This window comes from Pseudomonas sp. RIT-PI-S (assembly GCF_025642975.1).
GTDB lineage: Bacteria > Pseudomonadota > Gammaproteobacteria > Pseudomonadales > Pseudomonadaceae > Aquipseudomonas.
The window spans coordinates 211868-238153 of sequence record NZ_JANZKJ010000004.1 but is presented as its reverse complement, the minus strand read 5'-3'; the positions used below and the strand labels follow the sequence as shown (position 1 = coordinate 238153).

Sequence of the window (26286 nt, the reverse complement as noted above, 5' to 3'; positions counted from 1 at the left end):
GGCCATCTGCGGCTGGGCCCTGTCCCTCGCTTGGTTGTGGGTAGCATGAGCATGCGCCCGTCGCGGGTCCAGTGGCTGATGCTGGCACTGGGGGTTTGCCTGTTCCTGTTCATGGACGCCGAGCTCTGGCGCAGCGTTGCCGCCCAGGTGTGACCCGGCAAGCCCTCCCTTGCCCGATAGCACTACTACACTGACGGCTTTCATTGCCCTGAAAGCTAGAGGTGGCCCCTGAACATTCAACCTTTCGCTATCGCCATCGACGATGCCGCCTTGGCGGATCTGCAACAGCGCCTGGCGCGGACCCGGTGGGTCGAGGGCATGCCCGGTGAGGGCTGGCAGGAAGGCACCAGCCTCCCCTGGCTACGCTCGCTGCTGACCTACTGGGGTACCGAATTCGACTGGCGCACCCAGGAAGCACGGCTCAACGCCCTGCCCCAGTTCACCGCCGAGATAAGCGGGCAGACCGTGCATTTCGTACACCAACGTGGCGTGGGCCCGGCACCGTTGCCGCTGATCCTCACCCATGGCTGGCCAGGCTCGTTCATCGAGATGCAGGCGATTATCCCACTGCTCACAGACCCCGCCAGCCATGGCGCCGACGCCGCCGATGCCTTCGATGTGGTGGTGCCCTCGTTGCCCGGCTACGGTTTTTCGCCCGCCCCGGCGCAACCGGGCACCGGCCCGTTCGAAGTGGCTGGGCTTTGGGCCGAGCTGATGGCCGGGCTGGGGTATCAGCGCTTCGGCGCCCAAGGCGGCGACTGGGGCGCGGCGGTGTCCAGCTGGCTGGCCTACCGTTACCCAGCGCACGTGCTGGGGCTGCATTTGAATTACCTGCCGGGCGCTTACCGCCCTCCCCTGGGCGATGGCCAACCGCCGCTCAGCGAGGAGGAGCAGCGGTTTCTCGACACGCTGGCCACGTGGGCAGAGCAGGAAGGGGCCTACAGCAAGATCCAGGGCACCAAGCCGCAGAGCCTCGCCGTGGGCTTGAACGACTCCCCCGCCGGGCTGGCGGCCTGGATCGCGGAAAAATTCTATGCCTGGAGTGACTGCGAGGGCGACATTGCCAACGCCATCGCCCTCGACGACCTGCTCACCAACCTCTCGATCTACTGGTTCACCGGCTGCATCGGTTCGTCCATACGGCTGTACCTCGAAAGCCGCAAGCGCCCGCTGCACTTCGCCCCCGGGGAGCGCGTGCAGCCGCCGCTGGGCATGGCCCAGTTTCCCAAGGAGCTGTCCATGCCGCCGCGCAGTTGGGTACAGCGGTGCTTCAACGTGCAGCGCTTCACCCGCATGAGCAAAGGCGGCCACTTCGCTGCGATGGAACAGCCGCAGGCGTTGGCCGAGGAAATACGAGCGTTTTTCCGCCCATTGCGGTAGCGCGCCGGTTCGCGGGCCAACGCCCGCGCCCCCGGTTCATCCACGTGGGGCCGAGCGCGAGCCACGGGAACACGCGATCAGAACGTTTGCCCCAGCGAGAACTGGAACACCTGGGTTTCGGCGCCGGAGGGCTTTTTCACCGGCAGGGCCAGGCTGAAGCTCAACGGGCCAAGGGCTGAATACCAGGTCACGCCTACCCCCAGCGAGCTGGCCATTTCGCTGAGGTCCACGCCGCCGCAATTCTCGGTGGTGGAAAGGTAGCACTTGCTGCTGTACACAGTGCCGGCATCCCAGAACAGGCTGGTGCGGACCGATTTCTGATCCTTGATGAACGGCAGCGGGAAGAGGTACTCCACCCCGCCGGTGATCATGATGTTGCCGCCCAAGGCATCGGTGTCGCGGTCGCTGTAGTAAGCCTGGCCCATGCTGCTGTAGTTGCCGGTGGCCGGAGTGCTGCGCGCGCCGAGGGTGCTGTCCTTGAAGCCGCGCACTGAGTTCAGGCCGCCGGCCAGGTAGTTTTCATAGAACGGCAGCCCGTCGGTGCCGCCGTAGCCGTTACCGTAGCCCAGCTTGGTATGGAAGCGCAGCGCCTGGTTGTCGCCCAGGGGCGCGAACACCTGCCCTGCGTAATCGAGCTTATAGAACTGCAGGTCGCTGCCGGGGATGGTGCTCATCAAACTCAGGTTCTGCGAATAACCCTTGGTTGGCAGCGTGCCGCGATTGAGCGCCGACTGCGACCAGCCGACGGTGGCCTTGAAGTTGGTGAACTCGCTGCCCTCGCGTTGCACGAAATCGTACAGCTCGTCTGCGCTATAGGTGCCCAGGTCGAGGGAATCGTGCTGCACGGACACCCCGTAGGTCAGCCGCGAGGTTTCGCTGATGGGGTAGCCCAGGGTGATGCCGGTGCCCAGGCTGTTGATGGCGTAATAGGAAACATCGTCATCGTCGTAGAGCTTGCTGTAGTCGGTGCTCTTGTAGAACACGTTGTATCCGAGGCTCACCCCGTCTGGGGTGAAATACGGATTGGTGAAGCCGAAGTTGTAGCTGCTTTGGTATTCGGAACGGGTGAGGCCGATGCTCACCTGGTTACCCGTGCCCAGGAAGTTGCTCTGGCTGATCGAGCCACCGAGGATCAGCCCCGCGCTCTGGGCGAAGCCCACGCTGGCGGTGATCGAGCCCGAGGGTTGCTCTTCCACGGTGTAGTTCACGTCCACCTGGTCGTCGGTGCCAGGCACCGCCGGGGTTTCGACGTTCACTTCCTTGAAGTAGCCCAGGCGCTCCAGGCGCGTCTTGGACTGGTCGATCAGGTAGGTCGACGCCCAGCCGCCTTCCATCTGGCGCATTTCACGGCGCAGCACTTCGTCTTCGGTCTTGGTGTTGCCGCGGAAGTTCACGCGGTTTACGTAGGCACGCTTGCCGGGGTCCACCACGAAGGTGATGTCCACGGTGTGGTCTTCGTTGTGCGGCTGCGGCACGCCGTTGACGTTGGCGAAGGTGTAGCCTTCGTTGCCCAGGCGACGGGTGATCAGGTCCGAGGTGGACGTCATCACCTTGCGCGAGAACACCTGGCCGGGCTTGACCAGCATCAGGTCCTGGATCTGCTGCTCGGGCACCTTCAGGTCGCCGCTGAGCTTGACGTCGCGGACCTTGTACTTCTCGCCTTCGTTCACGTTGACGGTGATGTAGACATGTTTCTTGTCCGGGGTGATCGACACCTGGGTGGAAGCGATGTCCATGTTGATGTAGCCGCGGTCCAGGTAATAGGAACGCAGCCGCTCCAGGTCACCGGACAGTTTCTCGCGGGCGTACTTGTCGTCGTTCTTGAAGAACGACAGCCAGTTGGTGGTTTTCAGCTCGAACAGGTCGACCAGGTCCTGCTCGGGGAACACGGTGTTGCCCACCACGTTGATGTGCTGGATCGCCGCGACCGTGCCTTCGTTGATCTTGATCTTCAGGCCCACGCGGTTGCGCGGCTGGGTCACCACCTCGGTATCTACCGTGGCCGAGTAGCGGCCCTGGGCGACGTACTGGCGCTGAAGTTCGTTACGCACGCCTTCGAGGGTGGCGCGCTGGAAGATTTCCCCTTCGGCCAGGCCCGATTGTTTCAGGCCCTTGAGCAGGTCTTCGGTGGAAATGGCCTTGTTGCCTTCGATCTCGATGCTGGCGACCGACGGCCGCTCCACTACGTTGATCACCAGGACGTTACCGTCGCGCCCCAGTTGAATGTCCTGGAAGAACCCGGTCTTGAACAGCGCACGCGTGGAGTCCACCAGCTTGCGGTCATCGGCCTCTTCGCCCACGTTCAGGGGCAGGGCGCCGAAGACGCTGCCGGCGGACACCCGCTGCAGGCCATTGACACGAATATCGGAGATGGTGAAGGACTCGGCGTAAGCGGTACCGGCAAACAGCACGGCCGCAAGCGAGAACGTTGCCGGCATTGTTGGCCGTGGTACAAAGCGCAAAACACTCACCAACAATGAATCAATATTCATAAATAACCCGCGACTGCCACTGCGTTACGGGGCGAGTGAAATAACGGTCGCCCTCGCATGTATGAATTTCATATTCAGGCTTGCAGGGCTTGCCGTGCTCCATGCCCTCGTGCTTCACCACCCGGGCCACCTCTTGAAAGCGCAGCGCGCCGGTGCCGTTGTGAGAGGGGCCGGTGAGTACGTTCACCCGCTGGAACCAGCCCGTGCCCGCGGCGCCGGCGCCGAAGGAACCGAGCATGGCTTCGAACCGCTCCAGGCGGGAAAACGCCCAGAGCGTCTGCTCGCCCCTGGCCCCGTCGTTCGAATCGGAGCCGGTGAACACGAACAGGTTTATGGAGGGGTCGTCTTCACAGAAAAAGTCGTAGGGCAACAGCCCGCCCATCATCTTGCTGCCAGGCACGAAGCCTTTTTTATGCACCAGAAACATAGTTGCCCCACCCACAACGCCATGGAAACCAATAACGGCCGGATAAGAACATGGGAGATGGGCAATAACTATCTGCACATTATGTGTAAATAAGCCGGGGCCGTTACAAATAGCGCCGCGATAGAGCACCGTGGATACCACTCGACTGCAAGCGCAGGAGTTGTACGCAAACGTCGTCAAAAATTTACCGGGCTTTACAGTGTGGCGGTGCGAAGTTGCCCGCGAGTGTGTGAGCGCTCGACAAAACGGCTCGAGTTCTACTCAGCCAGGCCGATACGCCGGCACCGAGCCTTTTCGGCTGCGTTTTGCAGCCGGCTCCTACTGCCCCGCAAGGTGTTCGATGAAGTTGACTCTAGGCAAGAAGCTGGCGTTGTCGGCCAGTGCTGCATTGCTATTGGTGGGCATCAGCCTGACCGCAACCCATTACGTTGAAAGCAAAAACACCCTGGAAGCGGACATCGCCAGCCAGGTCAGCAATACCGGTAAGGTATTCGCCGCCAATGTGAGCTACTGGCTGACCAGCAAGCAGCTGGCCATGGCCTCGGTGGCCGCCACCGCCAACCCCGCCGACCTGCCGCTGCAAATCCAGCAAGCGAAGGTGGCCGGAGGCTTCGATAACGTGTTCCTGGCCCGCCCGGACGGCACCCAGATCAACGCCAACGGCGTTAGCCTGCCAGCGGATAACAACGATCCGCGCCGCTGGAAGTGGTACCAGCAAGCATTGGCCGCCCCCGGCGACGTGTACTTCTCCACCCCCTCCGTGGCCGCCGCCACGCAAAGCTTCGTGCTCTCGCTGGGCAAGGTGCTGGCCTATAACGGCTCCACCGTCGGTGTGCTCGGCGCGGACGTAAGCATGAAGGAGATCCTCGGCCAGCTTAAACAGATCAAGCTTCCGGGCAACGGCTCGGCGTTCTTCGTCGATCGCAACGGCGTGGTGCTCGGCCACAACGATCAAAGCGTGCTGGACAAGCCAGTCGACAGCCTGTATCCGGCCTTGACCGCGAACGCCCTGCAGTCCCTCGCGGCCAGCGAAGGCGCGAACTTCCTGCTCACCGAGCAGGGCGAGCGGCTGTATGTGGTGCCGATCAATCATCAACAGCAGAAGCTGGTGATGGTGCTGGATCACGACGAGCTGCTGGCACCGCTGCGCACCAGCCTGTGGGTCAGCCTTGGCACTCTGGTGGCCATTCTGGTGGTGTCGCTGTTGCTGGTGAACGCCCTCTGCGTGTGGCTGCTGCGGCCATTGGGGGCGATGTCCGAGAGCCTGCAGGTGATCGCCAACGGCGATGGTGACCTGACTCAGCGTATCGCCGAGCAATCGCGTGACGAAGTCGGTGAACTGGGCCGCCACTTCAACCAGTTCGTTGGTAGCCTGCATACGCTGATCGGCCATGTGCGCCAGCAGGCCGTGGACATCGACCAGGAGTCGAGCAAGGTGCTCGATCGCAGCAGCGACTCGGCGAAAAGCCTCGAACAGTTGCAGCAAGAGCTGACGCTGGTGGCGACCGCGGTGACCGAAATGGCCAGCGCGACCCAGGAAATCGCCGGCAATGCCGAGCGCACCGCGGCCTCGGCGCAACAGTCGTCGGTGAGCAGCCTTCAAGGTCTGGAGCTGGTGCGCAAGACCCAAGGCTCGATCGCCGACCTGTCTGGGGAGATCTGCGCGGCCACCACCGTGGTCAACGAGCTGAGCGAATACTCGCAGTCGATCACCAGCGTGCTCACCAGCATCCAGGGGATTGCCGAGCAAACCAACCTGCTGGCCCTCAACGCAGCCATCGAAGCGGCCCGCGCCGGCGAGCAGGGTCGCGGCTTTGCCGTGGTAGCCGACGAAGTGCGCATGCTGTCCCAGCGCACCCAGGAGTCGACCAAGTCTATCCAGAGCACGGTGTCCAACATCCAGCGCATCACCCAGGACGCGGTGAACCGCATGGCCACCAGCACCGGCCTGGCCCAGCGCAGTGTGGGCGATGCCCAGCAGGCGTGCGCCTCGCTGGAAGCCATCACGGCCTCGGCGGACGAAATTTCCGGGATGTCTCAGCAGATCGCTTCGGCCGCCGAGGAGCAGTCTTCGGTGACCGAAGAAATCACCCGCAACGTGGTGACCATCAAGTCGTTGGGCGAGGAACTGGTGGACAGCGCGCAAAGCGCCGAGCACCAGGCGCGCAACCTGCAGGAACGCGCCGGCGACCTGAACGGTAAGGTGGCGCGGTTCATTTTGTAGCGCAGCCCTTCACACCTCGCTGATGCGGCTCACGCTGGTGATCCCACCGTTCCAGACCATTTCGTAATGAGCGGCCTGAACGATGGAGGTCACCGGGCGCGGGGTCATCAGCGCCCAGCAATCCCGGCCGGGGTCGCGGACCGAGTGATAGCGTAGCCCCGGCCGCCCGGCCTTGCGAAGCGCATGGCCTAGGCGCCGGGAGGCGCTGTAATCCTCGGGATCGTAGATCGGGTCGGTGAGCGGCAACCCTATGGCGTCGAGCATGTGCCTCTCGCTGAACTGGCACGCCAGGCCGCGGAACACGAAGCGCTCATAGTTGAGGCCATCGACCGCTGCCCAGTAGCGGTTCTGGTGATGGGTCACCTCGGCCAGCGCGGTTTCCATGCTCGCGGCCAGGTAGAGCACGCCGAAGGTGCCATCGCTGAACCGCGAGCCGGCGGGGTTCACGTGGGTGAAGGGAGCGGTTGCGTAGGAACATCCCGGAATGCCGAAGGGGATTTCCGTGCGGGCAATCAATTCCAGGCGGCCGGCCTCGTTCTGCAGGCGCGGGTTGGTCAGGGCCTGGATCTGGTACAGCGCCTCGAAGGCGGCAGCATCTGCCACGTCGTCGAACAGGGCGATGGGCGGGAACCGGGAGTTGACCAGCCGCCACGCCTGCCCCGCCGCCCCTGGACGCTCGGGTAGCTCCCCTGCACTTACCACAGGCCGCCCCGGAGCGCATCGATGCGGCGGAAGGTTTCGTAGAGCGAGATCATGTCGCCCTGGGCCATGATTTCCAGCGGCGAGCGGCCGTTGAAGTATTCATGATGGTTGGCCATGCGGACGAAGCCGTAGACGTTTTCCGGGTTATCGAACACCAGCCGCAACGCGGCATGGATGTTCAGCACCAGGCTCACACGCTGCATCTGATCGCCGTCGAGCGTCACCGCCCAGGCGGGGTCCGGTTGCTTGGCACGGGCATGGGTGCTGCGCGAAATCCGCAAGATGCGGCAGGCCTGGTCGATCGATGCCTGCCACTTGTCCAGAATTGCCACGGCCGCGCGCAAACCTGCCGCGCATTCGGCCTTGGAGAACGTGGCAACGGACAGGGCAATCACAGAAGACATGAACGAACCTCTTTAATCTGTAGACTCATATCTAACGCTTATTCGTCTGCAGACGCAAACCCGCACGTCGGATCCTCAAGGTCGACGGGGCATTCGGGGAGCGTGCAAGGCCCTGGCCTTCGCTCGCCGCCTTTCGTACAGGGCCTAGTCGGCAGCGCGTACCAATAACCCCTCACGGGTCAAGCGGAAATGATCGAAATCCGCCGCCAGTACCAGATGCCCGGCATAACGCGCCGCAGCCTCGCTGCGCAGGTCCTCGATGGACAACCCGCGCTGGGGTGTCGCCTGGTAACGCGGGCTGAAGTGGGTCAATACCAGGTTCGGCAAGCCGGCGACCGCGGCGAACTCGGCCACTGCCGCTGCGCTGCTGTGCCCGTGGTGGGCCTTGCCTTCGGCGACCGCGGCGGTGTAGGTGGCTTCGTGCACCAGCACCTGCGCGCCCTGGCAGGCCTGCATCAGGAGGTCCGGCTGGCTGTTGTCGCCGCCCACCACGATGCACTGCGCGGGGGTGTCATGGCGCACGTAGTCGGCGCTGCGCAATAGCCGTTCCCCTTGTTGCACGTCCTCCCCGCGCACCAACGCGCCCCAGGCGGGGCCGCGCTCGACGCCGTCGCGTTCGAGCCGGGCGAAGTCCAGCCGCGGCTGCGCGGCGGTGGCGTCGAAGCGGTAGGCGTAGGAAGGCACCCGGTGGCTCAGTGCGGTGGCGCTCACCGTCATCCTGCCGTCGCCCCACAGCCCCCCCTGCGCCAGGGCCTCGGTGGCATGGAACCGCAGCGTGTAGGGCAGCGTGGTGTGGGTCAGCTCCAGGGTGGTCAGCAACCAACGCTCGATGCCCGCCGGCGCGATGATATCCAACGGCGCCGTGCGGCCCTGCAGGCCTGCGCTGGCCAACAAGCCAGGCAACCCGTAGCAGTGGTCGCCGTGCACATGGGTGATGAAGATGCCCGCCAGCCCATGCAGCGACAGCGTGGTTCGCAGCAAGCGATGCTGGCTCCCCTCGCCGCAGTCGATCAGGTACCACCCTTTGCCCTGCCCCGCCAACAAGGCCAGGCCGCTGACATTGCGTGCTCGGGTCGGGGTTCCAGACGACGTGCCTAGAAACAGCAGCTCCATGGGCATCGCTCCAAAGGTCAAAGGGCGCAGTATGGCATCGCCGCCCCGGGGTCGAGCGCACCAGCGGCTATAGTGAGGGCATGGCTACCGTCACCTTCCGCTTCTACGCCAACCTCGAAGGCTTCCTGCCCAGCCAGCGGCGGGGCCGTGCGTTCGCTTGCGCCTGCCCGCCGCGGGCGACCACCCGGCACATGATCGAGGCCTTGGGCGTGCCGCATACTGAGGTAGCGCTGCTGCTGGTCAATGGCCAATCCGTGGGGCTAGACCAGCGGCTCGAAGGCGAAGACCGGGTCGCCGTGTACCCCAAATTCGAGCGCCTGGACATCAGCCCCATCAGCCGGCTGCATCAATTTCCGGCGGGCATCCCGCGTTTCGTCGCGGACGCTCACCTGGGCGGCCTGGCGCGGCTGCTGCGGATGGCGGGCTTCGATACCCTGTTCGACAATGCCTGCGCCGACCCGGCACTGGCGGCCATGGCCCGGCGAGAAGCGCGCATCCTGCTGACCCGGGACCGCGACCTGCTCAAGCACCGCGCGGTGACCCACGGCTGTTACGTGCACACGCTCAAGCCGGTGGCGCAGCTGCGCGAGCTGTACGACCGCCTGGACCTGCGCCCCAGCGCGCACCCCTTCAGCCTGTGCCTGAACTGCAACGCGGCCCTGTACGAGGTGGCCCGTGAGCAGGTGCTCGAGCGCCTGCCCCCGCGCGTGCGCGAGCAACAGCAGCGGTTCATGACATGCGGGCAATGCCAACGGCTGTACTGGGAAGGCTCGCACTGGAAGCGCATGCGCGTACTGCTGGCCTCGCTGGAAGACAGCGGATGAACGGCGCCTCGTATCGCCGACCTTTACTCCCCTTTACAGACCTTTTACCGGTAGCGGGTGTAGAGTTTTCCCCCCCGCAGAACACGCAGGTAACTGCCATGAGCAGAATCGATCCCGTCTCTACTGTCGCTGTGGCTTTCCTTCTGGTGCTGATCGCGCTGACCTCCTGGGCCCGGGCCGAACAACCGGGTACCACGGTGGTGCCGCCCAGTGCGATCCGGCAACTTCACTGAACTTTGCCGGCGCGCTTTGGCTCCCAGAATCATGTCGCCCAATCAAGGGCCTTGGTCGAAACCGCTTAGAAGGAGCCATCATGAGTGACCGTTTGCAAGGCAAGAAGGTGCTGATCATCACCTCCAACACCGGCATCGAGCGCGATGAACTGCTCAAGCCTCTGGAAGCCCTGAGTGGCGAAGGCGCCACTGTGACCCACGCCTCCATCGAAGGTGGCACCACCCAGACCTTCCTCCAAGACACGGAGAAGGACCGTACGGTTGAATCCAACGGCAAACTGGCCGGGCTCGACGCCGCTGGCTTCGATGTGCTGGTGATCCCCGGCGGCACGGTGAACGCCGATACGCTGCGTCAGGACGCCGACGCCCAGCGGCTGGTCAAGGCCTTCGCCGACGCCGGCAAGCCCATTGCGGCGATCTGCCACGGGCCCTGGGTGCTGATCGATGCTGGCGTGGTCGAGGGCAAGACGCTGACCTCTTACCCGAGCGTGCGCACCGACCTGCTCAATGCCAAGGCTGCGGGCTGGCAGGACACCGAAGTGTTCAATTGCGGCGCAAATGGCTGGACGCTGATCACCTCCCGGACGCCGAAAGACCTGCCAGCCTTCAACCAGGCCATCAGCCAGGCACTGCAAACCGCCTGAGCTTGCAACCGCATCCCTGTTGCCCGCCGCTTCGGCGGGCTTTTTTTTTGGCCGGCAAAGCACCGGGCATTGGCTGAAGTGCGTAAACGCTGGCACTGCCTATGCGAAAGAACAGCGTTGCGCTGGCATTAACGAAACGGCAATAAGCGAAACGGCACTTCAATAACATGCCGCGATAACATTATCGCCCTGCATTAGTTGGTACGCAAAACGCCGCCGAACAAAATCGTTTTGTGAAATAAATGGCTATAAAACAATAACCTAGGTATATATACCGCTCATCGGGCATTAAAATAGCAGCGGAACAAACACCCCCGCTTAGTTGGTCAGAAGTTATGTCCCGCTTGTGGGGCATCCGAACTAAAGACTAGGAGTGCATCATGGCTAACACCCAAAAAGGCTCTGGCAACTCTGGCAACTTTGCAAACGATCGTGAGAAAGCCTCCGAGGCGGGCAGGAAGGGCGGACAAGCCTCCAGCGGCAATACGAACCAAAGCAACAGCAAAAGCTCCGACTCCAGCCGCAAAGGCGGCTCCAGCGGCAGCAACCGTAAGAGCTAACCCCGCATACGCACGGAGGGCGGCCTAGCCGCCCTTCTGCGCAAACGCCCTCCGAGCAACCCTCGTGCCCTCCCCCTCGTTCATTTGACCCGCCTTGGGTCGGCTGTTATAACCCCGCCGCGAATTCGCCCCCTGGTAGCCCGTGCCCGCTGCCGGCTCCTGCCGCTCGGCCGAAAGCCGCATTCCAAAGCGCGTCGCAGCCGGCCATGCCTGAACTTTCCCGCTTCGCTGGTTTCAGTTCATCTCAAGACGCTCCAGCCATCGCTAAGCGAGGGCTCGGTGCCAGGCACTGGAGGGCGTCGAATCGAAAACTGACCTATTGCATGACAAAAACAGGACCGCGGTTATGACGGATAGCACCGTTGCAGTATCACCGGAACAGACCTCACCAGGCATCGCCAACGTCCAGCGGTTAAGCCTGTTCGTTTTCGCGCTGTTTTTCATTTTTGGCGGCATCACCAGCCTCAATGACATCCTCATCCCCAAGCTCAAAAGCCTGTTCAGCCTCAGCTATGCCGAGGCAATGCTGGTGCAATCGTCTTTCTTCCTGGCTTACGCCATCGCCTCTATCCCGGCCGCGCTGCTGATTACCCGGGTTGGCTACATGCGTGCCGCGGCATTCGGCCTGCTGACCATGGCGGTGGGCTGTGTGCTGTTCATTCCAGCCGCGTTGGTGGGGTTGTTCGCCGCGTTCCTGGTGGCGCTGTTCGTGCTGGCCATCGGCGTGACGGTGGTGCAGGTGGTCGCTAACCCGCTGATCTCACTGTTGGGGGCCAAGCAAACCGCCCACAGTCGGGTGACCTTTGCCCAGGCATTCAACTCGCTCGGCACCACGGTCGCGCCTTACCTGGGTGCGATGCTGATTCTCGGCTCGCTCAGCCAGGTGGACCCGGCCACGTTGTCTGGCTCGGCATTGGCCGCATTCCTCGCCGAGGAAGCCAAAGTGATCAGCAATACCTACGCCGGCATCGCCGTGGCGCTGGTGGCGGTCGCGCTGTTGGTGTGGCAGCAACGCAAGCAGCTGCCAAGCTCGGGCGCCAGTGAAGGCGCTAACCCGCTGACCGCCCTGAACCTGCTCAAGCAACCGCGCTTCGCTTTCGGCGCTGCCTGCATATTCTGCTACGTGGGCGCTGAGGTGGCGATCGGCAGCCTGCTGACCAACTTCCTGATGCAGGAGTCGACCTTCGGCTTCGGCGCCGAACTGGCGGGCAAGCACGTGGCGTACTACTGGGGCGGCGCGATGATCGGCCGCTTCATCGGCGCGGGCCTGTTGCGCGCCTTCGCGCCCGGCAAGGTACTGGCCTGCGCGGCCCTGATGGCGATCGTGCTGATCGCCAGCGCCGCCAACAGCCACGGCGCCGTCGCCGGTTGGTCGATCCTGGCCATCGGCCTGTTCAACTCCGTGATGTTCCCGACCATTTTCGCGCTGGCCTGTGAAGGCCTTGGCAAGCGCGCCGCGGAAGGCTCCGGGCTGATCTGCTGCGCCATCGTGGGCGGCGCCGTGGTGCCACCGCTGACCGGCCTTGCCGCCGACCACAGCACCCTCGCCCTTGCCCTGGCAGTGCCCGCGGTGTGCTACGCAGTGATCGCCAGCTACGGCTGGTACGCACGCCGGCCGGCGCTGGCCTGACCACTGCCCTCCGGGTAGGCGCCCTGCTGCGCGTGCGCCCGCACAGGCAAAGCCTGGCGCCTACCCGGAATCTCAGCCCAGGCCTTCATGGCGCGCTCGTGCGCAAGCGCTCCCCGCGCCCGCGCAGCCATTCCAACACCAGCAACAACACCACCGAGAAGCCAATCAGCAGCGTGGCGGCGGCAGCGATGGTGGGGCTTAGGTTTTCCCGGATGCCGCTGAACATCTGCCGGGGCAAGGTAGCCTGCTCCGGGCCTGCCAGGAACAGCGTGACCACGACTTCGTCGAACGAGGTGGCGAAGGCGAACAAGGCGCCGCTGATAACACCAGGCGCGATCAGCGGCAGGGTTACCCTGCGAAACGCCACCAACGGGGACGCACCAAGGTTCGCCGCTGCGCGCACCAGGTTGTAGTTAAAGCCCTGGAGCGTAGCGGACACGGTAATGATCACGAACGGCACGCCCAGCACAGCGTGCACCAGGATCAGCGACAGGTAGCTGTTACCCAACCCCAGTGGAGCGAAGAACAGATAGCTGGCCACGCCGACGATCACTACCGGCACCACCATGGGAGAAATCACCAGCGCCATTACCAAAGGCTTACCGGGGAACTCTCCGCGTACCAGGCCGATGGCCGCCAGCGTGCCAAAGCCCATTGCCAACAATGTTGCCGCGGGCGCCACTACCAGGCTATTGCGCAGCGCGCGCATCCATTCGGCGGAGGCGAAAAAATCCTGATACCAGTGCAACGAGAAGCCTTGCAGCGGGTACACCAGAAAGCTGCCGCTGTTGAACGACAGGGGCACGATCACCAGCACCGGCAGGATCAAAAACAGCAGCACCAGGGCGCACAACACCCGCAAGGTATAGAACCATAGGCGTTCGACTGGGGACTGGTAGGAATGGATCATCGGGGTTCCTTAACTCAGACGCAGGCGGCTGACGCTCACCAGCCGGTTGTAGATCAGGTACAGCACCACGGTCGCGAGCAGCAGCAGCCCGCCCAGTGCGGTAGCCATGCCCCAGTTGATGCTGACGTTGGTGTAGAAGGCAACGAAGTAGCTGACCATCTGGTCGTTCGGGCTGCCCAGCAGTGCCGGGGTGATGTAGTAACCGATGGCCAGGATGAACACCAACAGGCAACCGGCGCCTACCCCCGCCCAGGTCTGCGGGAAGTACACCCGCCAGAAGCTCGCAAACGGGTGACAGCCCAGGGAGATGGCCGCGCGCATGTAAGTGGGCGAAATGCCCTTCATGACGCTGTAAATCGGCAGGATCATGAACGGCAGCAGGATGTGCACCATGGAGATGTAGACGCCAGTGCGGTTGAACACCAACTCCAGGGGCTTGTCGATGATGCCCATGGCCAATAACGCACTGTTGATCAGCCCGCCGGACTGCAGCAACACGATCCACGCCGCCACCCGAACCAGGATGGACGTCCAGAACGGCAGCAGCACCAGGATCATCAGCAAATTGCTCTGCCGGGCTGGCAGGTTGGCGAGCAGGTACGCCAACGGGTAGGCCAGCAGCAGGCAGATGCCGGTGATGACCAAGCCCATCCATAAGGTACGGCCGAAGATGTCGAGGTAGATCGCCTGGTCCGGTGTGGCGGGCGCCAACTCGCCGAGGTCATCGATCCGATGATCCAGCGCCGCCAGCAAGTAATAGGGTGTGACGGCAGATGTGTTGCGGCGGATAACCTGCCAATAGGCAGGGTCGCCCCAGCGCTCGTCGATGGCTTCGAGCGCCTGCTTGTAGGGCCCTGGCATGTCGTCGGCGGGCAATGCCTTGGCGGTCTTCATCAGCAGGCTGCGATAGCCGGCCGATTCCATGTTCAGGCGCTTGGACAAATCGCCCAGTTGCTGGTTGACCCGGGCCTGGGCCAGGTCCTGGCTTAACGCTTGATAGGCGGCTTCGCCTGGCAGGCCTTTACCGTCCCAGGCGCGCACCGCCTCCACCGTTCGCGGCAGACTGCCGACCACTTCCGGGTTAGCGACGCTGCGTTGCAACAGGGTGACAATCGGCAGCAGGAACACGACGAGCAAGAACACCACCAGCGGCGCGATCAGCGCCTGGGCCTTCCAGCGATTCAAGCGCTCGGCGCGCGCCAGCCGCTGCTTCAACGAGGGGCTGGGCGCCTCGGCCTGGGGAACGGAAAGGGCCATCTAGCACTCCGCGTCAGGTTGAAAAAATGGCGCTCCCGCAGGGGAGCGCCCTATCGGCGCAAGGCGCTTACTTAGCCGCCCAGGCGTTGAAGCGCTGTTCCAGTTGCTCGCCGTTGTCGGCCCAGAAGCCCACGTCGATCTGCACCTGGCTGGCGATGTTTTCCGGCGTGGTGGGCATGTCCACCAGCAGGGCTTTGTCCAGCAGCGGTACGGCCTTGCTGTTCGCCGGGCCATAGGCGATGTTCTCGGAGTACACCTTCTGCTGTTCAGGTTGAACCGAGAAGGCAATGAAGGCCTTAGCCGCCTCGGCGTTCTTGGCACCGCGCGGAATGGCCCAGGCATCGAAGTCATACACGCCGCCGTTCCACACCACTTTCAAGTTGCTCTCCTTCTGCACCGCGGCGATCCGGCCGTTGTAAGCGGAACTCATCACCACGTCGCCGGAAGCTAGATATTGCGGCGGCTGGGCGCCAGCCTCCCACCACTGAATGTACGGCTTAAGCTCATCGAGCTTGGCGAAGGCTCGGCTCTGGCCGTCCTTGCTAGCCAGCACCTTGTACACGTCCTTGGGTGCCACGCCGTCGGCCATCAGGGCGAATTCCAGGGTGTACTTGGCGCCCTTGCGCAGGCCGCGCTTGCCCGGGAAACGCTTGACGTCCCAGAAATCGGCCCAGCTGGTGGGCGCGGTCTTAAGCTTGTCAGCGTTATACGCCAGCACCGTGGACCACACGAAAAAGCCTACGCCGCAGGGCTGAATAGCGCCTTTGACATAGTTCGCGGCATCGCCGAAGAGTTTGGGGTCAAGGGGTTCGAACATGTCCTCATCGCAGCCTCGTGACAGCTCCGGAGACTCGACTTCAACCAGGTCCCAGGACACGCTCTTGGTGTCCACCATAGCCTTGATCTTGGCCATTTCGCCGTTGTATTCGCCGGCGATGATCTTGCCATTCCCCTTTGCCTCCCAAGGCGCGTAGAACGCCTTGGCCTGGGCGGCCTTGTTGGCACCGCCGAACGACACCACAGTCAGGTCCGCGGCCATGGCATCGGCCGCGACCATCATCCCCAGGGCAATCGCGCCGAGTTTTAGATGCTTGAGCATGAATCATTCCTCCAAGTGTGCAGGTAGGTGCAGCCTTCTTCTTTTTCTCATTCGGTCAGCGCATCGAGCGCGCGCGCGTGCTCCACGTGCCAGCCCAGCGGGACCACATCCCCCACCGCCAGGGCAGGGTCGAGCTCAGCGATGGGTTGTTTGACGAAGAAATCACTGTTGCCGGCGACGTCCAGGCGCACTCGAACATGGTCACCGAGGTAAATGAACTCTGTGACGCGACCGGTAAACCGGTTCGCGTATTGGTCGACGCTGCCATTGAGGCGTACCCGCTCAGGGCGGACCGACAACGTCACCGGATCGCCCGGCTGGCCGACGTTCACCGCCAACGCCTGGATCTGCTCGCCGCGCGGCAGCTCCACGATGCACTGCTTCCCGCTTCGGCTCAGCAGGCGCCCGGGCAGCCGATTGTTCTCGCCGATGAAGTTGGCGACGAAGTTGTTCCCGGGATGTTCATACAGTGCGCGGGGATGGTCGATCTGCTGGATCTCGCCTTGATGGAACACCGCTACCCGGTCCGACATGGTCAGCGCCTCGCCCTGGTCGTGGGTCACATACACCACGGTCACCCCCAGGCGTTGATGCAGGTGCTTGATTTCCATCTGCATATGCTCGCGCAGCTGCTTGTCCAGCGCGCCGAGAGGTTCGTCCATCAGCACCAGCTGCGGCTCGAACACCAGTGCCCGGGCCAGGGCTACCCGCTGCTGCTGGCCGCCGGAAAGCTGCGCCGGATAACGCTGGGCGAAGGCGTCAAGCTGGACCATGCCCAGCGCGCGTTTCACCTTGTCGGCGATGTCTGCCTTGGGCATGCCCCGCACGCTTAGGGGAAACGCCAGGTTCTGCGCTACGGTCATGTGCGGAAAGAGCGCGTAGTTCTGGAACACCATGCCAATGTCGCGCTTGTGTGGCGGCAGGTGGTTGATGGCCCGACCCGCCAGCTGGATCTCACCCGCGGTGGGGGTTTCGAAACCGGCCAACATCATCAGGCTGGTGGTTTTGCCGGAACCGGAGGGGCCCAGCAGGGTCAGAAACTCGCCCTTGCGGATATCCAGGTTGAGGTCTTTGACAATGAGTGACTCACCGTCATAGCTCTTCTGTACGCCCCGAAAACTGACCAGAACCTCGGCCGCGCCAGGTTTCGCCTCGCTCATGTTCCGTACCCCAGTTGAAGAATGCCCGACGCACTCTACCCAAGGGCAAACCACCGGAAAATCGGTGGTTTGGAGAGATTGGCCTGAGCGTTCACGAAGGCGCGGGGTAAGGATTGCCCTACAGCGATGGCGGGCATGGGCATGATTTTCAATCCGACCCGCACGTGCTGCGGGCGCCGGAGTGTCGCGCACAGGCATGAGCCCCCAGGGGGAGCGGCGTATGCCACAGCATCGGGTTAGATCAAGCGATGCTCCATCGCATACTTCACCAGCTCGGCCAGGGAATTCACGCGCAGCTTTTGCATCAAGCGCGCCTTGTGGGTGCTGATGGTCTTGTTGCTCAAGGCCAGCTGCTCGGCGATATCGTTCACATTGGCGCCCTGGGCCAGGCGCTCGAACACGGAGAATTCCCGCTCCGACAGCAGCGAATGAAGCGGCCGTGAATCGGTCAGCCCTACCTCGAAGATCAGCCGGTCGGCCAGTTTAGGGTCGATATAACGGCCCCCGGCGGCAACCCGGCGAATCGCCGTGAGCAGCAGCGCCGGGTCGCTGTCCTTGGTGGCATACCCGGCAGCGCCCGCCTTGAGCGCGCGAGCGGCCATCTGGGCTTCATCGTGCATGGACAACATCAGGATTGCCGGGGGCGCGGCCAGCGCGCGAATCCGCGCAATGGCTTCCAGCCCGTTCACGCCAGGCATGGAAATATCCAGCAGTACCACGTCGCAGGTACGTTGACGCAGTTGTTCGAGCAACTGCTCGCCGTTGGCCGCCTCGCCGCACACCGCAAGGTCGCTGGCCATACCGATCAGTTGCTTGATGCCTTCGCGAACGATGGCGTGGTCTTCTGCCACGAATACCTGGATCAACCTGCCACCTTCCTGTTCAACGGCACCCTGACGTACAGGGAGGTGCCCTCCCCTGGCCGGCTTTGCAGGGCCAGCTGGCCACCCAGCAGCATGACCCGCTCGCGCATTCCCACCAGGCCAAACGATGCCGGACGATGAACGTCCGGCTCGAAACCGCTGCCGTCGTCGGTGATCGATAACCGCAGGGTGCCGCTGTGGACGCTCAATCTTACCTCTACGCTATGGGCGTTGGCGTGACGCATCACGTTAGTCAGGGCTTCCTGCAGGATGCGGAACAACCCTGTGGCCTTGGCATCGCTCAGTGCGGGCAGATGCTCGGGCAATTGCACCAGGCACGGAATGCCGGTGCGCCCTTCGAACCGGGTCGCCTGCCATTCGATGGCCGACGCCAACCCCGCATCGAGGATCGGCGGGCGCAGCGCGGTGGCGACATCCCGCACCTGCTTGAATAGCTGGGCGATCAGCCGCTTCATGCTATCCAGGCGCGGCTGTAAGCGTTGCCGCTGAGGCGCATCCAACTCGGCATAGCCAAGCTCGCACATGGACACTTCAAGCTTGAGCACCGTCAGCACTTGGCCGAGTTCGTCATGCACTTCCCGAGCGATGCGGGCTTTCTCTTCCTCTCGCACGCTTTCAAGGTGGGCCGCCAGCTCGCGGAGCTGCGCCTGGGCGCGGCGGCGCTCGCTCACATCGGTGAGAAACACCACCAGGTATTCTTCCTGGTCGTGACGCAGGAAGCTCAAAGCCACATCCACGTGCACCCAGCTGCCGTCGGCGTGCCGGCAACGGGTTTCCAGCACCGGAGCCTCCTCGCCCGCCCGCGCACGCTTCCACAGGTCTAGCCAGCGATCCATGCTCAAGCCGGGCTCGACCTGCGCCAGCGGCCGGTCGACCAATGCGCCGGGCGCGTAGCCGAGCAAACGTTCAGCGGCGCCATTGGCGTAGCGCAGATGGCTGTCCCAGTTGACCCAAAAGATTCCGACCGTGCTTTGATCGATGGAAAACTGCGTCAGGCGCAAGGCCGCCTCGCGCGCCTGCTGCGCGCTGAAGGCTTCCCGGGCGTGGCTCAGGCGCTGCTCCAGATGGCGCAACTGCCGGCGTTGCCAGCCGAAAGCGACAGCGAGCCCCACGAGCAGCACCGACGCCAGTATCCCCAGCCCTCGCCAGAATCCCGCCGGCGTGCCGGCGGTAGCGAAACCGGGTTGAAGCCAGCGCTCGCGCCACTGTTCCAATGCCTTGGCGGGGATCGCCTGCAAACCGGCCTGTACCAACTCGCGCAGCCGCGGCCGTTCCAGCGGGGTGCCGATGCGCAGCAGTTGCGGCAGGCCGATGTCGCCAACCACCGCCAGGGAGGCGAACTCGGCCTCCCGCGACAGCCTCCCCAGCTGGGCGTCGTCGAGCACTGCGTAGGCGACCCGCTGTGCCTCCAACTGCTCCAACGCACGGCGCTCCTGTGGCACTTCCACCACATCGAGGTTCGGATAGGTCGAGCGTAGGTAGTCGGCGACCGCCCCTGGGCCGCGTACCGCTACCCGGGTGCCCACCGCGACGGTTTCAAGGTCCACGGTGCCTTGGGCGCCGCGCTCTGCGATCAAACGCTGTGGGTTACGCAGGTAAGGATCGGAAAAATCCCATAAACGCAGCCCCGCCGGGGTTTGCAGCAGGCCGGGGGCAAGGTCGATGTCACCTTTGCGCAGCGCTTGCTCGAGCGCCGGCTGATCGTTGAACGGCCGCCATTGCACCTCCACCTCCAGCCGCTGGGCGAGTGCATTGATCAGATCGATATTCAGCCCTGTGAGCCGCCCGGAACGGCGATCGAGCTGCGCATAAGGGCTCTGAAGCACTACGCCGGCGCGCCACTGTGGATGTTGCGCCAGCCATTCGCGCTGCGCCGGGTCCAGCGGTAGCGCAATGGCCGCCGTGGCCGCCAGCAACGTCAGCAGCAGGCTTATGGCACGCAGCACAGGCAAAAGAACCGTCGCGGTATAGAGCATGATCACGGCCGCCAGGAAACGAAGCCGCAGCATAAGAGAAACCCAGCGAGCCAACCAGCCACGGCGTCAGAAGGTCGCAGCAAGCCGCCAGGCATGCACTCAAAGCGCCCAGCCCAAGCCGAGCGCTTTGTGCAGGGAAGTGAAATCCTTGAGCAACTGAGCATCGCCGGCGATGCGGTTCTGCTCGGCTTCGAAGCGGGTGCGCTCGGCGTCGAGCCAGTCCAGGGTGCTGGCGGTGCCGGCGCGGTAGCGTTGGCCGGTCAGGCTGGCGGCGCGGGTGGCCGAGGCTTCGATATCACGCAGCAACACCACGTTCTCACGCTGATGCCCATAGCGGGCCAGGGCAGTATCAGCGTCGCGCAGCGCCTCTAGCACTACCGCCTGATAGTGCGCCAGCGCCTCGTCACGGCCGGCTTCGGCACTGTTGACCGAGGCGGCGACGCGGCCAAAATCCAGCGCGTTCCAGGTCAGCCGCGGCACCGCCAGCCAGGTGGCGTTGTCTGACCGGGCCAGGTGCGACGGGTCGCCAGCACTGAAACCCAGGCTGCCGTAGAGGCTCAGCTTAGGGAACCAGCCAGCGGTCTGTTCGCCGATGCGGGCCTGGCTGGAGGCCAGTTGCCGTTCGGCCACGCGTACATCCGGGCGCGCCTTGAGCAGCGCGGCGGGGTCCGCTAGCGGTACGGTCGCCGGCACCTGCGGCAAGGGCTGAGGCGCCGCCAAGCGTGCATCCAGCTCCCCCGGCGCCAGGCCGCTGAGCGCCGCCAGTTGGTCCAGCGCCTGAATGATCTCGGCCTGCAGCGGCAGGCGCCGGGCCCGGGTGGTATCGGCCTGGGTGAGCACCTGTTCGAGCTGCAGTTGCGAGGCCACGCCGCGCGCCCGCCGCTGCTGGGTCAAATCGAGGGCCTGGTCTTCGGTGGCAGCCGACGCCTCCACCAGGGCCAGCCGCGCCTGGCGGTCGCGCAGGTCCACATAGGCCTGCACCACCTCGGCGGCCAGCCGTACCTGGCTGTCGGCAAGCTGCGCAGCGCTGGCATCGGCACTGGCGCTGGCGGCTTCGACCGCACGCCGAGTGCCGCCGAACAGGTCCACCTCCCAGCTGGCGTCGAAGCTGGCCAGGTACAGGCTAAGCGGGCCGCGGCCGCTGTCGTAGCCGAGGGCGCTGGTGTTGGGCGAGCGCATGCGCAGCAAGGTCGCGCCCGCATCGACCTTGGGCCGGCCGCTGGCCTGCTCGCTGTGCAAGCCGGCACGGCTCTGGCGCAGGCGGGCTTCGGCCGAGGCCAGGTCCGGGCTGGAGGTCAAGGCCGTGTCGATCAGTGCGTCCAGTTGCGCGTCCCCCAGCGCCTGCCACCAGCGTGCGGGCGCGGGTGCGGTGGGCAACGCCAGGGGCGCGTGGGGCAAGCGCCCGGCAGCGAGGCTTGGCGCAGCCACCTGCGGCGGGCCTTGATAATCCGGGCCTACCGTGCAGCCGGCCAGGGCGATCAAGGTCATTGGCAACAGCAGGCGTCGGATCATCAGTGGGCAACCCTCGGCGCCGGGCGCCGCTTGAGAATGAACGCCAGTGGCACGCAGGCCAGCATGGCCAGGCCCAGCAGCAGAAAGGCATCGTTGAAGGTCATCACCGAGGCTTGCCGGGCGATGCTGTTGGCGAACCGCCCCAGCGCCTGGAGTTGGGCGAACGCCGGATCGCCACCCTGGGCGACGAAACCGGCCGCGTCGGCGGCAAGGCGCTCCTGGGCCAGGGGGCTGTTGGCACTGACCGAACTGCGGATCACCGCGTCGTGGAAATGATTGCGGCGGTCCACCAACACGCCGATCAGCGCCAGGCCAATGGTGCCGCCCAGGTTGCGCGCCATGTTGTAGAGCCCAGCCGCGTCGCCGGCATCCCGCGGCTCGACGCTCCCCATGGACAACTGGCTCAGGGGCATCATCACCATGATCTGAGCGAAGCCGCGCAGCAGCTGCGAGGCGTAGAAATCATGGCCGACGCTGTCGGCGGTAAGGCTGATGTCGCACAGGCAGCTGGCGCAGTACATCAGCAGCCCCAGGCCCACCAACAAGCGCAGGTCGATGCGCTTGAGCATGCGCGGCAGCAGCGGCATCAGCAGGAACGCCGGCAGCCCGGAAAGCAGCATGATGCCCCCGGCCTGCTGGGCGTTGTAGCCCGACAACGTGGCGAGGAACTGCGGCACCAGGTAGGCCGTGCCATACAGCCCGGCGCCGATGATGGTGCCGATCAGCAGCACGCTGGCAAAGCTGCGATTGGCCAACAGTTGCAGCCGCAGAATTGGCCGGCGGGCGCCGAATTGGCCCCAGGCGATCAATGCGAAACCCAGCACCGTGAGCACGCTGAGCCAGCAGATCATGGCCGAGTCGAACCAGTGCTCGCGCTGCCCTTCCTCCAACACCACCGTAAGAGAACTCAGGCCCAGCGCCAGGCCCGCGATGCCGCGCCAGTCGGCCTCGACAAACTGGCGCATGTCGGCCGGCTCCGGCGCCAGCCCGGACCACAACAGCGCGATCAGCGCCGCGCTGATCGGCAGGTTCAGGAAGAAGCACCAGCGCCAATCGATGTTCTCCGTGAGCCAGCCCCCGATCACCGGCCCAAGCAAGGGCCCGAGCAAAACCGTCAGGCCGAACAGGGTGGTGCCGATGGGCAATTGATGGGCCGGCAAGCGCGTGCGGATGATGGTTTGCGCCGTGGGGATCATCGCCCCGCCCACGAAACCCTGGCCGATGCGGCCGATGATCATCATGGCCAGGCTGCTGGAGAAGCCGCAGTACATGGAAAACAACGTGAACAGCGCCGCGGTGGAGATCAGAAAGCGCCGCAGCCCGAACACCCGCGTCAGCCAGGCGGCGAGCGGGATCATCACAATCTCCGACATCAGGTAGCCGGTGGAGATCCAGGTGCCTTCGGTGCCGGTGGCGCCGATCTGGCCCTGAATCTGCGGCAGCGCCGAGTTGGTGATGGAGATGTCCAGCGTTGCCAGCAGCGCGCCGAGGGAGCCGGCCGTCACGGCGATCCAGTCGGTGAGCGTGGCATTGGCCGGCGCCGGTGCGGGCTCAGCCATGGCGGGCGCCGCTGCGCAGGTCCACGTCGACCGTGGCGGACAACCCCGGCACCAGCACATCGCGCAGGGCGTCTGGGATCTCCAACTGGATGCGCACCGGCACCCGCTGCACGATCTTGGTGAAGTTACCCGTGGCGTTGCTGGCCGGCAGCAAGGCGAACTGGGCGCCGGTGCCGGGCGCCAGGCTGTCGACATGGCCTTGCAGCGCCTGCCCCGGCAGCGCGTCCACATGCACGACCACGGTTTGCCCGGGGCGCATCTGGCCGACCTGGGTTTCCTTGAAATTGGCGGTGAGGTACAGCGCCTGCAAGGGCACGATGGTCATCAAGCGGGTACCGGGCTGGGCGAACTGCCCCACGCGTACCGCACGGTCCGCCACGCGGCCCTCCACCGGGCTGCGCAGTTCAGCGTCGGCCAGGTCCAGCCCGCTCTGTTCACCACTGGCCGCGGCCACCGCCAGTTGTGCCCGGGCCTGCTTGAGCTGCGCCTGAAGGGTGCCGATGCGCGCCTGGGCCGAGCGCAAGGCAGCTTGCCGCGCGGCAACGCTGGTGACGGCGCGGGCTTGCTCGTTGTTGAGTTCGGCCAGCCGCTCTTCGGTTTCGGCACCCGAGCGGGTCAGCGGTGCGTAGCGCTCCACCTGGGCTCGCGCATGGTGCAGGTCCGCTTGGGCGCCGGCCAGTTGTGCCTGGCTTTCGCCGATGCTGGCTTGCTGTTGGGTCAGCTCGGCTTCGGCACGGGCCACGTCGGCCTGACGTGCGGCGACCGTGGCCTGGCGCTCGTCCAGGGCGGCGTGGTATTTGCGCGCATCGAGCCGGGCCAGCAGGTCCCCGGCATGCACCGCCTGGTTGTCGGCCACCAGTACCTCGGCGACGTAGCCGCTGATCTTCGGCGCGATGGTCAGGCTGTCGGCCTGAAGGTAGGCATCGTCGGTGGTTTCGATAAAGCGCCCCACCAGCCACCAATGCCCTGCCCACACGGCCGCTGCCAACAGCGCCAGCAAGGCCAAGCCCAGCAACACTCGCCTACCCCGGGCGGCGCGAGGCGGCGCGGCGCTGGGGCTGGCGCTCTCCAGGCGGTGGTGCGGGCCCACGGGCTGCTCGGCGGACATGTTCGACTCCAAATTATTCCAATCGGAATAAAATCCTCGGCGGGCATTTTTTTGTCAACTGATATATTTTTGAGCCCACAGCAGCTATAGGCCCGGCAAATGGCACGACACAAACCAGCCGCGCAAGGCGGCTACCAACGAGGCGAGGAAACCCGCGCGCGGGTGATTTTCGCCGCCTTGAAAGTGTTCGGTGAGCGTGGCTTCGAAGGCGCTTCCACACGCGACATCGCCAGCGAAGCCGGGGTCAACGCCCCTGCGTTGCAGTACTACTTCGATAACAAAGAAGGCCTATACCTGGCCTGCGTGGAGTTCATCCTCGGCCGCATGTGGGAGCAGCTTGGCGATGCGGTCGCCGGCGCCGATGCGGCCCTGGCCAACCCGCACAGCAGCGACGAGGCGTTGATCGATGCACTGCTTGGAATACTCGGCGGGTTTATTTCGTTTATCCAGGACAGCCCACGGGCGGTCGACTGGCGCTTGTTCATGGCCCGCGAGCAAGCTGGGCAAGGGCCGCCGCAGGCCTTCCAGACCCTCGACCACAGCTTCAACCAGCGCATCGGCGGGCTCAGCCGGCAGATCATCGCCCGCCTCACCGGCTACGCCGTGGACGATGAACGAACCATCCTGCATTCGTTCTCCATCATCAGCCAGGGCATGGTGTTCCGCGTGCTGCGCCGGCAGGTGCTGAGTGCGCTGGGTTGGAACAGCATCGATCAGGCACGCATGCTCACGGTACGTGAGCTGTTGTTCACTCAGGCCCGGCTGATCCTGCGCGGCCTGGTGGCCGAGCGCGACCGCCTGGCGGCTGCCTCAGGCGCCGGCCCGGGCATATAGCCGCGCGCCACTGGCCAGCGCACCCACCAAGGCGAAGCCGCAGCCGAGCCACAGGCACAGCTGCGCGCCGACCGAGCCGAGCAGGTGGAAGCACAGCGCAACCAACGCCGCGCCCAGGGTTTGCCCCACCAGCCGTGACGATGCCACGACGCCGCTCGCCCCGCTGCTGCGCGACACCGGCGCGCTGGTCATCAGCGCCTTGAGGTTGGGCGACTGGAAAAAGCCGAAGCCCGCCCCGCACAGCGCCATGCGCCAGCCGATGTCCACGGCGCTGGCGCCCGGTTCGAGCAGCGCCAGCGCGGCCATGCCCGAGCTCAGTACCAACAGCCCAAGGCCTCCGAGCAAGCCCGGCGCCACGCGGTCGGAGAGCCGGCCGGCGATCAGCGCCATGACCGCGACCACCGCCGGCCAAGGGGTGATCAGGTAACCGGTGGCGACCTGGCTATGGCCCAATTGTTCTTGCAGCAGGAAGGGCAACGCCACGAATGCCAGGCCCTGGGTACAGAACGCACAGACCGCGGTCAGGGACGACAGCGCGAACACGGGCAGGCGATAGAGGTCAACGGCCAGCATGGGCGCCGGATGGCCTGCTTGCCGCCGGCCCAGCAGCACCCCGCAGGCCAGCGCGAACACCAACTCGGCGGCGGTGAGCAGCGCGTTGCCACCGTGCACCCCGGAACTGAGCGCCAGCACGGCGCACCCGAACAGGCCGGCACAGAGCACCGCGGCGGTGCGGTCGTAAGGGTGGCTGGCCGGCTCGATCAAGGGCAGGTTGCGCCCGGCCATCCACATGGCCAGCACGCCCAGCGGCACATTGATCAAGAACAGCCAGTGCCAGCTGGTGAAGGACAGGATCGCCGAGGCCAGGGTGGGCCCGAGGGTGAACGCCAGGCCTACCACCAGCGAGTTGATGCCCATGCCCCGCCCCAGCCGCGCCGAGGGGTAGATGTGCCGCAGCAGTACGGCATTCACACTCATCAGCGCCGCGGCGCCCAGGCCCTGGATCACCCGCGCCAGCGCCAGGCTGGGCAACGACCAGGCCAACCCGCAGAACAACGAGGCCACCACGAACACCAGCAGGCCGCCCAGGTACACCCGGCGAGGGCCGAGCACCTCGCCGAGCGAGGCAAACGGCAGCAGCGTCGCCACCATCGCCAGCTGGTAGGCGTTCACTACCCAGATCACCGAAGCCGAATCGGCGCCAATACCCGCCGCCACGGTCGGCAACGCGGTGTTGATGATGGCGGTATCCAGCGTGGCCATGCCCACGGCCAGGCAAACGGCGATAACGGCAGGGATGAGTCTGTTGCGGGGCAGGCCATCGGTTGCGAGCATTGAACGGCTAATCCTTAGG

23 protein-coding genes are annotated in these 26286 nt (G+C 64.7%); 8 read left to right on the top strand and 15 right to left on the bottom strand.

The features are described from left to right. The first annotated feature begins 228 nt into the window (after positions 1 to 228). Complete coding sequence (locus OGL93_RS08945) at positions 229 to 1380, top strand: epoxide hydrolase family protein (RefSeq protein ID WP_263262340.1); 1152 nt, start codon at positions 229 to 231, stop codon at positions 1378 to 1380. Between the two features lie 77 nt (positions 1381 to 1457). Here OGL93_RS08945 and bamA read toward each other — a convergent pair whose 3' ends face one another. Together bamA and OGL93_RS08935 are read right to left on the bottom strand one after the other, a co-directional pair. Beyond that, entirely contained in the window at positions 1458 to 3818 is a 2361-nt protein-coding gene (gene bamA, locus OGL93_RS08940; protein WP_263262261.1) for an outer membrane protein assembly factor BamA, read from the bottom strand. Positions 3819 to 3861: 43 nt separating this feature from the next. Beyond that, positions 3862 to 4299 (bottom strand): hypothetical protein, encoded by a 438-nt coding sequence (locus OGL93_RS08935; protein ID WP_263262260.1) that lies wholly within the window; start codon positions 4297 to 4299, stop codon positions 3862 to 3864. Between the two features lie 340 nt (positions 4300 to 4639). Between OGL93_RS08935 and OGL93_RS08930 the strand changes: the two genes are divergently transcribed. Continuing rightward, positions 4640 to 6523: a methyl-accepting chemotaxis protein gene (locus tag OGL93_RS08930; RefSeq protein ID WP_263262259.1), complete on the top strand. Its 1884-nt coding sequence runs from the start codon at positions 4640 to 4642 to the stop codon at positions 6521 to 6523. 9 nt (positions 6524 to 6532) lie between these two features. Here the strand turns inward: OGL93_RS08930 and OGL93_RS08925 are convergent, their stop codons facing one another. From OGL93_RS08925 to OGL93_RS08915, 3 genes are all read right to left on the bottom strand, one after another. Beyond that, complete coding sequence (locus OGL93_RS08925) at positions 6533 to 7225, bottom strand: RES family NAD+ phosphorylase (protein ID WP_263262257.1); 693 nt, start codon at positions 7223 to 7225, stop codon at positions 6533 to 6535. Continuing rightward, positions 7219 to 7629: an MbcA/ParS/Xre antitoxin family protein gene (locus OGL93_RS08920; protein ID WP_263262256.1), complete on the bottom strand. Its 411-nt coding sequence runs from the start codon at positions 7627 to 7629 to the stop codon at positions 7219 to 7221. The genes OGL93_RS08925 and OGL93_RS08920 overlap by 7 nt, the downstream gene beginning before the upstream one ends. Positions 7630 to 7773: 144 nt before the next feature. Beyond that, positions 7774 to 8742 carry an MBL fold metallo-hydrolase gene (locus tag OGL93_RS08915; protein ID WP_263262254.1) on the bottom strand — a complete coding sequence of 323 codons (969 nt, stop codon included), beginning with the start codon at positions 8740 to 8742 and terminating at the stop codon, positions 7774 to 7776. An 80-nt stretch (positions 8743 to 8822) separates the two neighbouring features. Between OGL93_RS08915 and OGL93_RS08910 the strand changes: the two genes are divergently transcribed. The 5 genes from OGL93_RS08910 to OGL93_RS08890 all read left to right on the top strand — a co-directional run bounded on the left by OGL93_RS08910 (position 8823) and on the right by OGL93_RS08890 (position 12633). Then, a complete protein-coding gene (locus OGL93_RS08910; RefSeq protein WP_263262252.1) occupies positions 8823 to 9566 on the top strand; it encodes a Mut7-C ubiquitin/RNAse domain-containing protein in 744 nt (247 codons plus the stop codon). Between the two features lie 98 nt (positions 9567 to 9664). Beyond that, a complete protein-coding gene (locus tag OGL93_RS08905; RefSeq protein WP_263262250.1) occupies positions 9665 to 9799 on the top strand; it encodes a hypothetical protein in 135 nt (44 codons plus the stop codon). 80 nt (positions 9800 to 9879) lie between these two features. Continuing rightward, a complete protein-coding gene (locus tag OGL93_RS08900; RefSeq protein ID WP_263262248.1) occupies positions 9880 to 10443 on the top strand; it encodes a type 1 glutamine amidotransferase domain-containing protein in 564 nt (187 codons plus the stop codon). A 380-nt stretch (positions 10444 to 10823) separates the two neighbouring features. After that, the gene (locus OGL93_RS08895; RefSeq protein ID WP_263262247.1) at positions 10824 to 11003 is read left to right on the top strand and encodes a KGG domain-containing protein; all 180 of its coding nucleotides are present in this window, start codon (positions 10824 to 10826) and stop codon (positions 11001 to 11003) included. 346 nt (positions 11004 to 11349) lie between these two features. After that, a complete protein-coding gene (locus tag OGL93_RS08890) occupies positions 11350 to 12633 on the top strand; it encodes a sugar MFS transporter (RefSeq protein ID WP_263262246.1) in 1284 nt (427 codons plus the stop codon). Between the two features lie 85 nt (positions 12634 to 12718). On the opposite strand, the gene OGL93_RS08885 is transcribed toward OGL93_RS08890, so the two are convergent. The 9 genes from OGL93_RS08885 to OGL93_RS08845 all read right to left on the bottom strand — a co-directional run bounded on the left by OGL93_RS08885 (position 12719) and on the right by OGL93_RS08845 (position 24098). Further along, positions 12719 to 13543 carry an ABC transporter permease gene (locus tag OGL93_RS08885; protein ID WP_263262244.1) on the bottom strand — a complete coding sequence of 275 codons (825 nt, stop codon included), beginning with the start codon at positions 13541 to 13543 and terminating at the stop codon, positions 12719 to 12721. 9 nt (positions 13544 to 13552) lie between these two features. Further along, a complete protein-coding gene (locus tag OGL93_RS08880; protein ID WP_263262243.1) occupies positions 13553 to 14800 on the bottom strand; it encodes an ABC transporter permease in 1248 nt (415 codons plus the stop codon). A 67-nt stretch (positions 14801 to 14867) separates the two neighbouring features. Then, entirely contained in the window at positions 14868 to 15899 is a 1032-nt protein-coding gene (locus OGL93_RS08875; protein ID WP_263262241.1) for an ABC transporter substrate-binding protein, read from the bottom strand. A 47-nt stretch (positions 15900 to 15946) separates the two neighbouring features. Then, on the bottom strand, positions 15947 to 17059 hold the full coding sequence (locus tag OGL93_RS08870; RefSeq protein ID WP_263262239.1) for an ABC transporter ATP-binding protein: 1113 nt from the start codon (positions 17057 to 17059) through the stop codon (positions 15947 to 15949). A 236-nt stretch (positions 17060 to 17295) separates the two neighbouring features. Next, positions 17296 to 17925 carry a response regulator transcription factor gene (locus tag OGL93_RS08865; protein ID WP_263262238.1) on the bottom strand — a complete coding sequence of 210 codons (630 nt, stop codon included), beginning with the start codon at positions 17923 to 17925 and terminating at the stop codon, positions 17296 to 17298. Next, positions 17922 to 19952: a transporter substrate-binding domain-containing protein gene (locus tag OGL93_RS08860; RefSeq protein ID WP_263262237.1), complete on the bottom strand. Its 2031-nt coding sequence runs from the start codon at positions 19950 to 19952 to the stop codon at positions 17922 to 17924. The genes OGL93_RS08865 and OGL93_RS08860 overlap by 4 nt, the downstream gene beginning before the upstream one ends. Positions 19953 to 20018: 66 nt before the next feature. Continuing rightward, positions 20019 to 21434 (bottom strand): efflux transporter outer membrane subunit, encoded by a 1416-nt coding sequence (locus OGL93_RS08855; RefSeq protein ID WP_263262339.1) that lies wholly within the window; start codon positions 21432 to 21434, stop codon positions 20019 to 20021. Then, positions 21431 to 22990, bottom strand: a complete 1560-nt coding sequence (locus tag OGL93_RS08850) for a DHA2 family efflux MFS transporter permease subunit (protein WP_263262236.1) — start codon at positions 22988 to 22990, stop codon at positions 21431 to 21433. Before OGL93_RS08850 ends, OGL93_RS08855 begins: the two co-directional genes overlap by 4 nt. Then, complete coding sequence (locus OGL93_RS08845; RefSeq protein WP_263262234.1) at positions 22983 to 24098, bottom strand: HlyD family secretion protein; 1116 nt, start codon at positions 24096 to 24098, stop codon at positions 22983 to 22985. Before OGL93_RS08845 ends, OGL93_RS08850 begins: the two co-directional genes overlap by 8 nt. A 99-nt stretch (positions 24099 to 24197) precedes the next feature. Here OGL93_RS08845 and OGL93_RS08840 point away from each other — a divergent pair, with 99 nt between their 5' ends. Then, on the top strand, positions 24198 to 24932 hold the full coding sequence (locus OGL93_RS08840; RefSeq protein ID WP_263262233.1) for a CerR family C-terminal domain-containing protein: 735 nt from the start codon (positions 24198 to 24200) through the stop codon (positions 24930 to 24932). Here the strand turns inward: OGL93_RS08840 and OGL93_RS08835 are convergent. Further along, on the bottom strand, positions 24909 to 26267 hold the full coding sequence (locus tag OGL93_RS08835) for an MFS transporter (protein WP_263262231.1): 1359 nt from the start codon (positions 26265 to 26267) through the stop codon (positions 24909 to 24911). The two genes, OGL93_RS08840 and OGL93_RS08835, sit on opposite strands and share 24 nt — an antisense overlap. Between the last annotated feature and the right edge of the window lie 19 nt (positions 26268 to 26286).

Coding starts and splice junctions, on each gene's coding strand:
- bamA (WP_263262261.1), bottom strand. CDS start 3,818: ATGCCGGCAACGTTCTCGCTTGCGGCCGTGCTGTTTGCCGGTACCGCT.
- OGL93_RS08935 (WP_263262260.1), bottom strand. CDS start 4,299: ATGTTTCTGGTGCATAAAAAAGGCTTCGTGCCTGGCAGCAAGATGATG.
- OGL93_RS08930 (WP_263262259.1), top strand. CDS start 4,640: ATGAAGTTGACTCTAGGCAAGAAGCTGGCGTTGTCGGCCAGTGCTGCA.
- OGL93_RS08920 (WP_263262256.1), bottom strand. CDS start 7,629: ATGTCTTCTGTGATTGCCCTGTCCGTTGCCACGTTCTCCAAGGCCGAA.
- OGL93_RS08915 (WP_263262254.1), bottom strand. CDS start 8,742: ATGGAGCTGCTGTTTCTAGGCACGTCGTCTGGAACCCCGACCCGAGCA.
- OGL93_RS08910 (WP_263262252.1), top strand. CDS start 8,823: ATGGCTACCGTCACCTTCCGCTTCTACGCCAACCTCGAAGGCTTCCTG.
- OGL93_RS08905 (WP_263262250.1), top strand. CDS start 9,665: ATGAGCAGAATCGATCCCGTCTCTACTGTCGCTGTGGCTTTCCTTCTG.
- OGL93_RS08900 (WP_263262248.1), top strand. CDS start 9,880: ATGAGTGACCGTTTGCAAGGCAAGAAGGTGCTGATCATCACCTCCAAC.
- OGL93_RS08895 (WP_263262247.1), top strand. CDS start 10,824: ATGGCTAACACCCAAAAAGGCTCTGGCAACTCTGGCAACTTTGCAAAC.
- OGL93_RS08890 (WP_263262246.1), top strand. CDS start 11,350: ATGACGGATAGCACCGTTGCAGTATCACCGGAACAGACCTCACCAGGC.
- OGL93_RS08885 (WP_263262244.1), bottom strand. CDS start 13,543: ATGATCCATTCCTACCAGTCCCCAGTCGAACGCCTATGGTTCTATACC.
- OGL93_RS08880 (WP_263262243.1), bottom strand. CDS start 14,800: ATGGCCCTTTCCGTTCCCCAGGCCGAGGCGCCCAGCCCCTCGTTGAAG.
- OGL93_RS08875 (WP_263262241.1), bottom strand. CDS start 15,899: ATGCTCAAGCATCTAAAACTCGGCGCGATTGCCCTGGGGATGATGGTC.
- OGL93_RS08870 (WP_263262239.1), bottom strand. CDS start 17,059: ATGAGCGAGGCGAAACCTGGCGCGGCCGAGGTTCTGGTCAGTTTTCGG.
- OGL93_RS08860 (WP_263262237.1), bottom strand. CDS start 19,952: ATGCTGCGGCTTCGTTTCCTGGCGGCCGTGATCATGCTCTATACCGCG.
- OGL93_RS08850 (WP_263262236.1), bottom strand. CDS start 22,990: ATGGCTGAGCCCGCACCGGCGCCGGCCAATGCCACGCTCACCGACTGG.
- OGL93_RS08845 (WP_263262234.1), bottom strand. CDS start 24,098: ATGTCCGCCGAGCAGCCCGTGGGCCCGCACCACCGCCTGGAGAGCGCC.
- OGL93_RS08840 (WP_263262233.1), top strand. CDS start 24,198: ATGGCACGACACAAACCAGCCGCGCAAGGCGGCTACCAACGAGGCGAG.
- OGL93_RS08835 (WP_263262231.1), bottom strand. CDS start 26,267: ATGCTCGCAACCGATGGCCTGCCCCGCAACAGACTCATCCCTGCCGTT.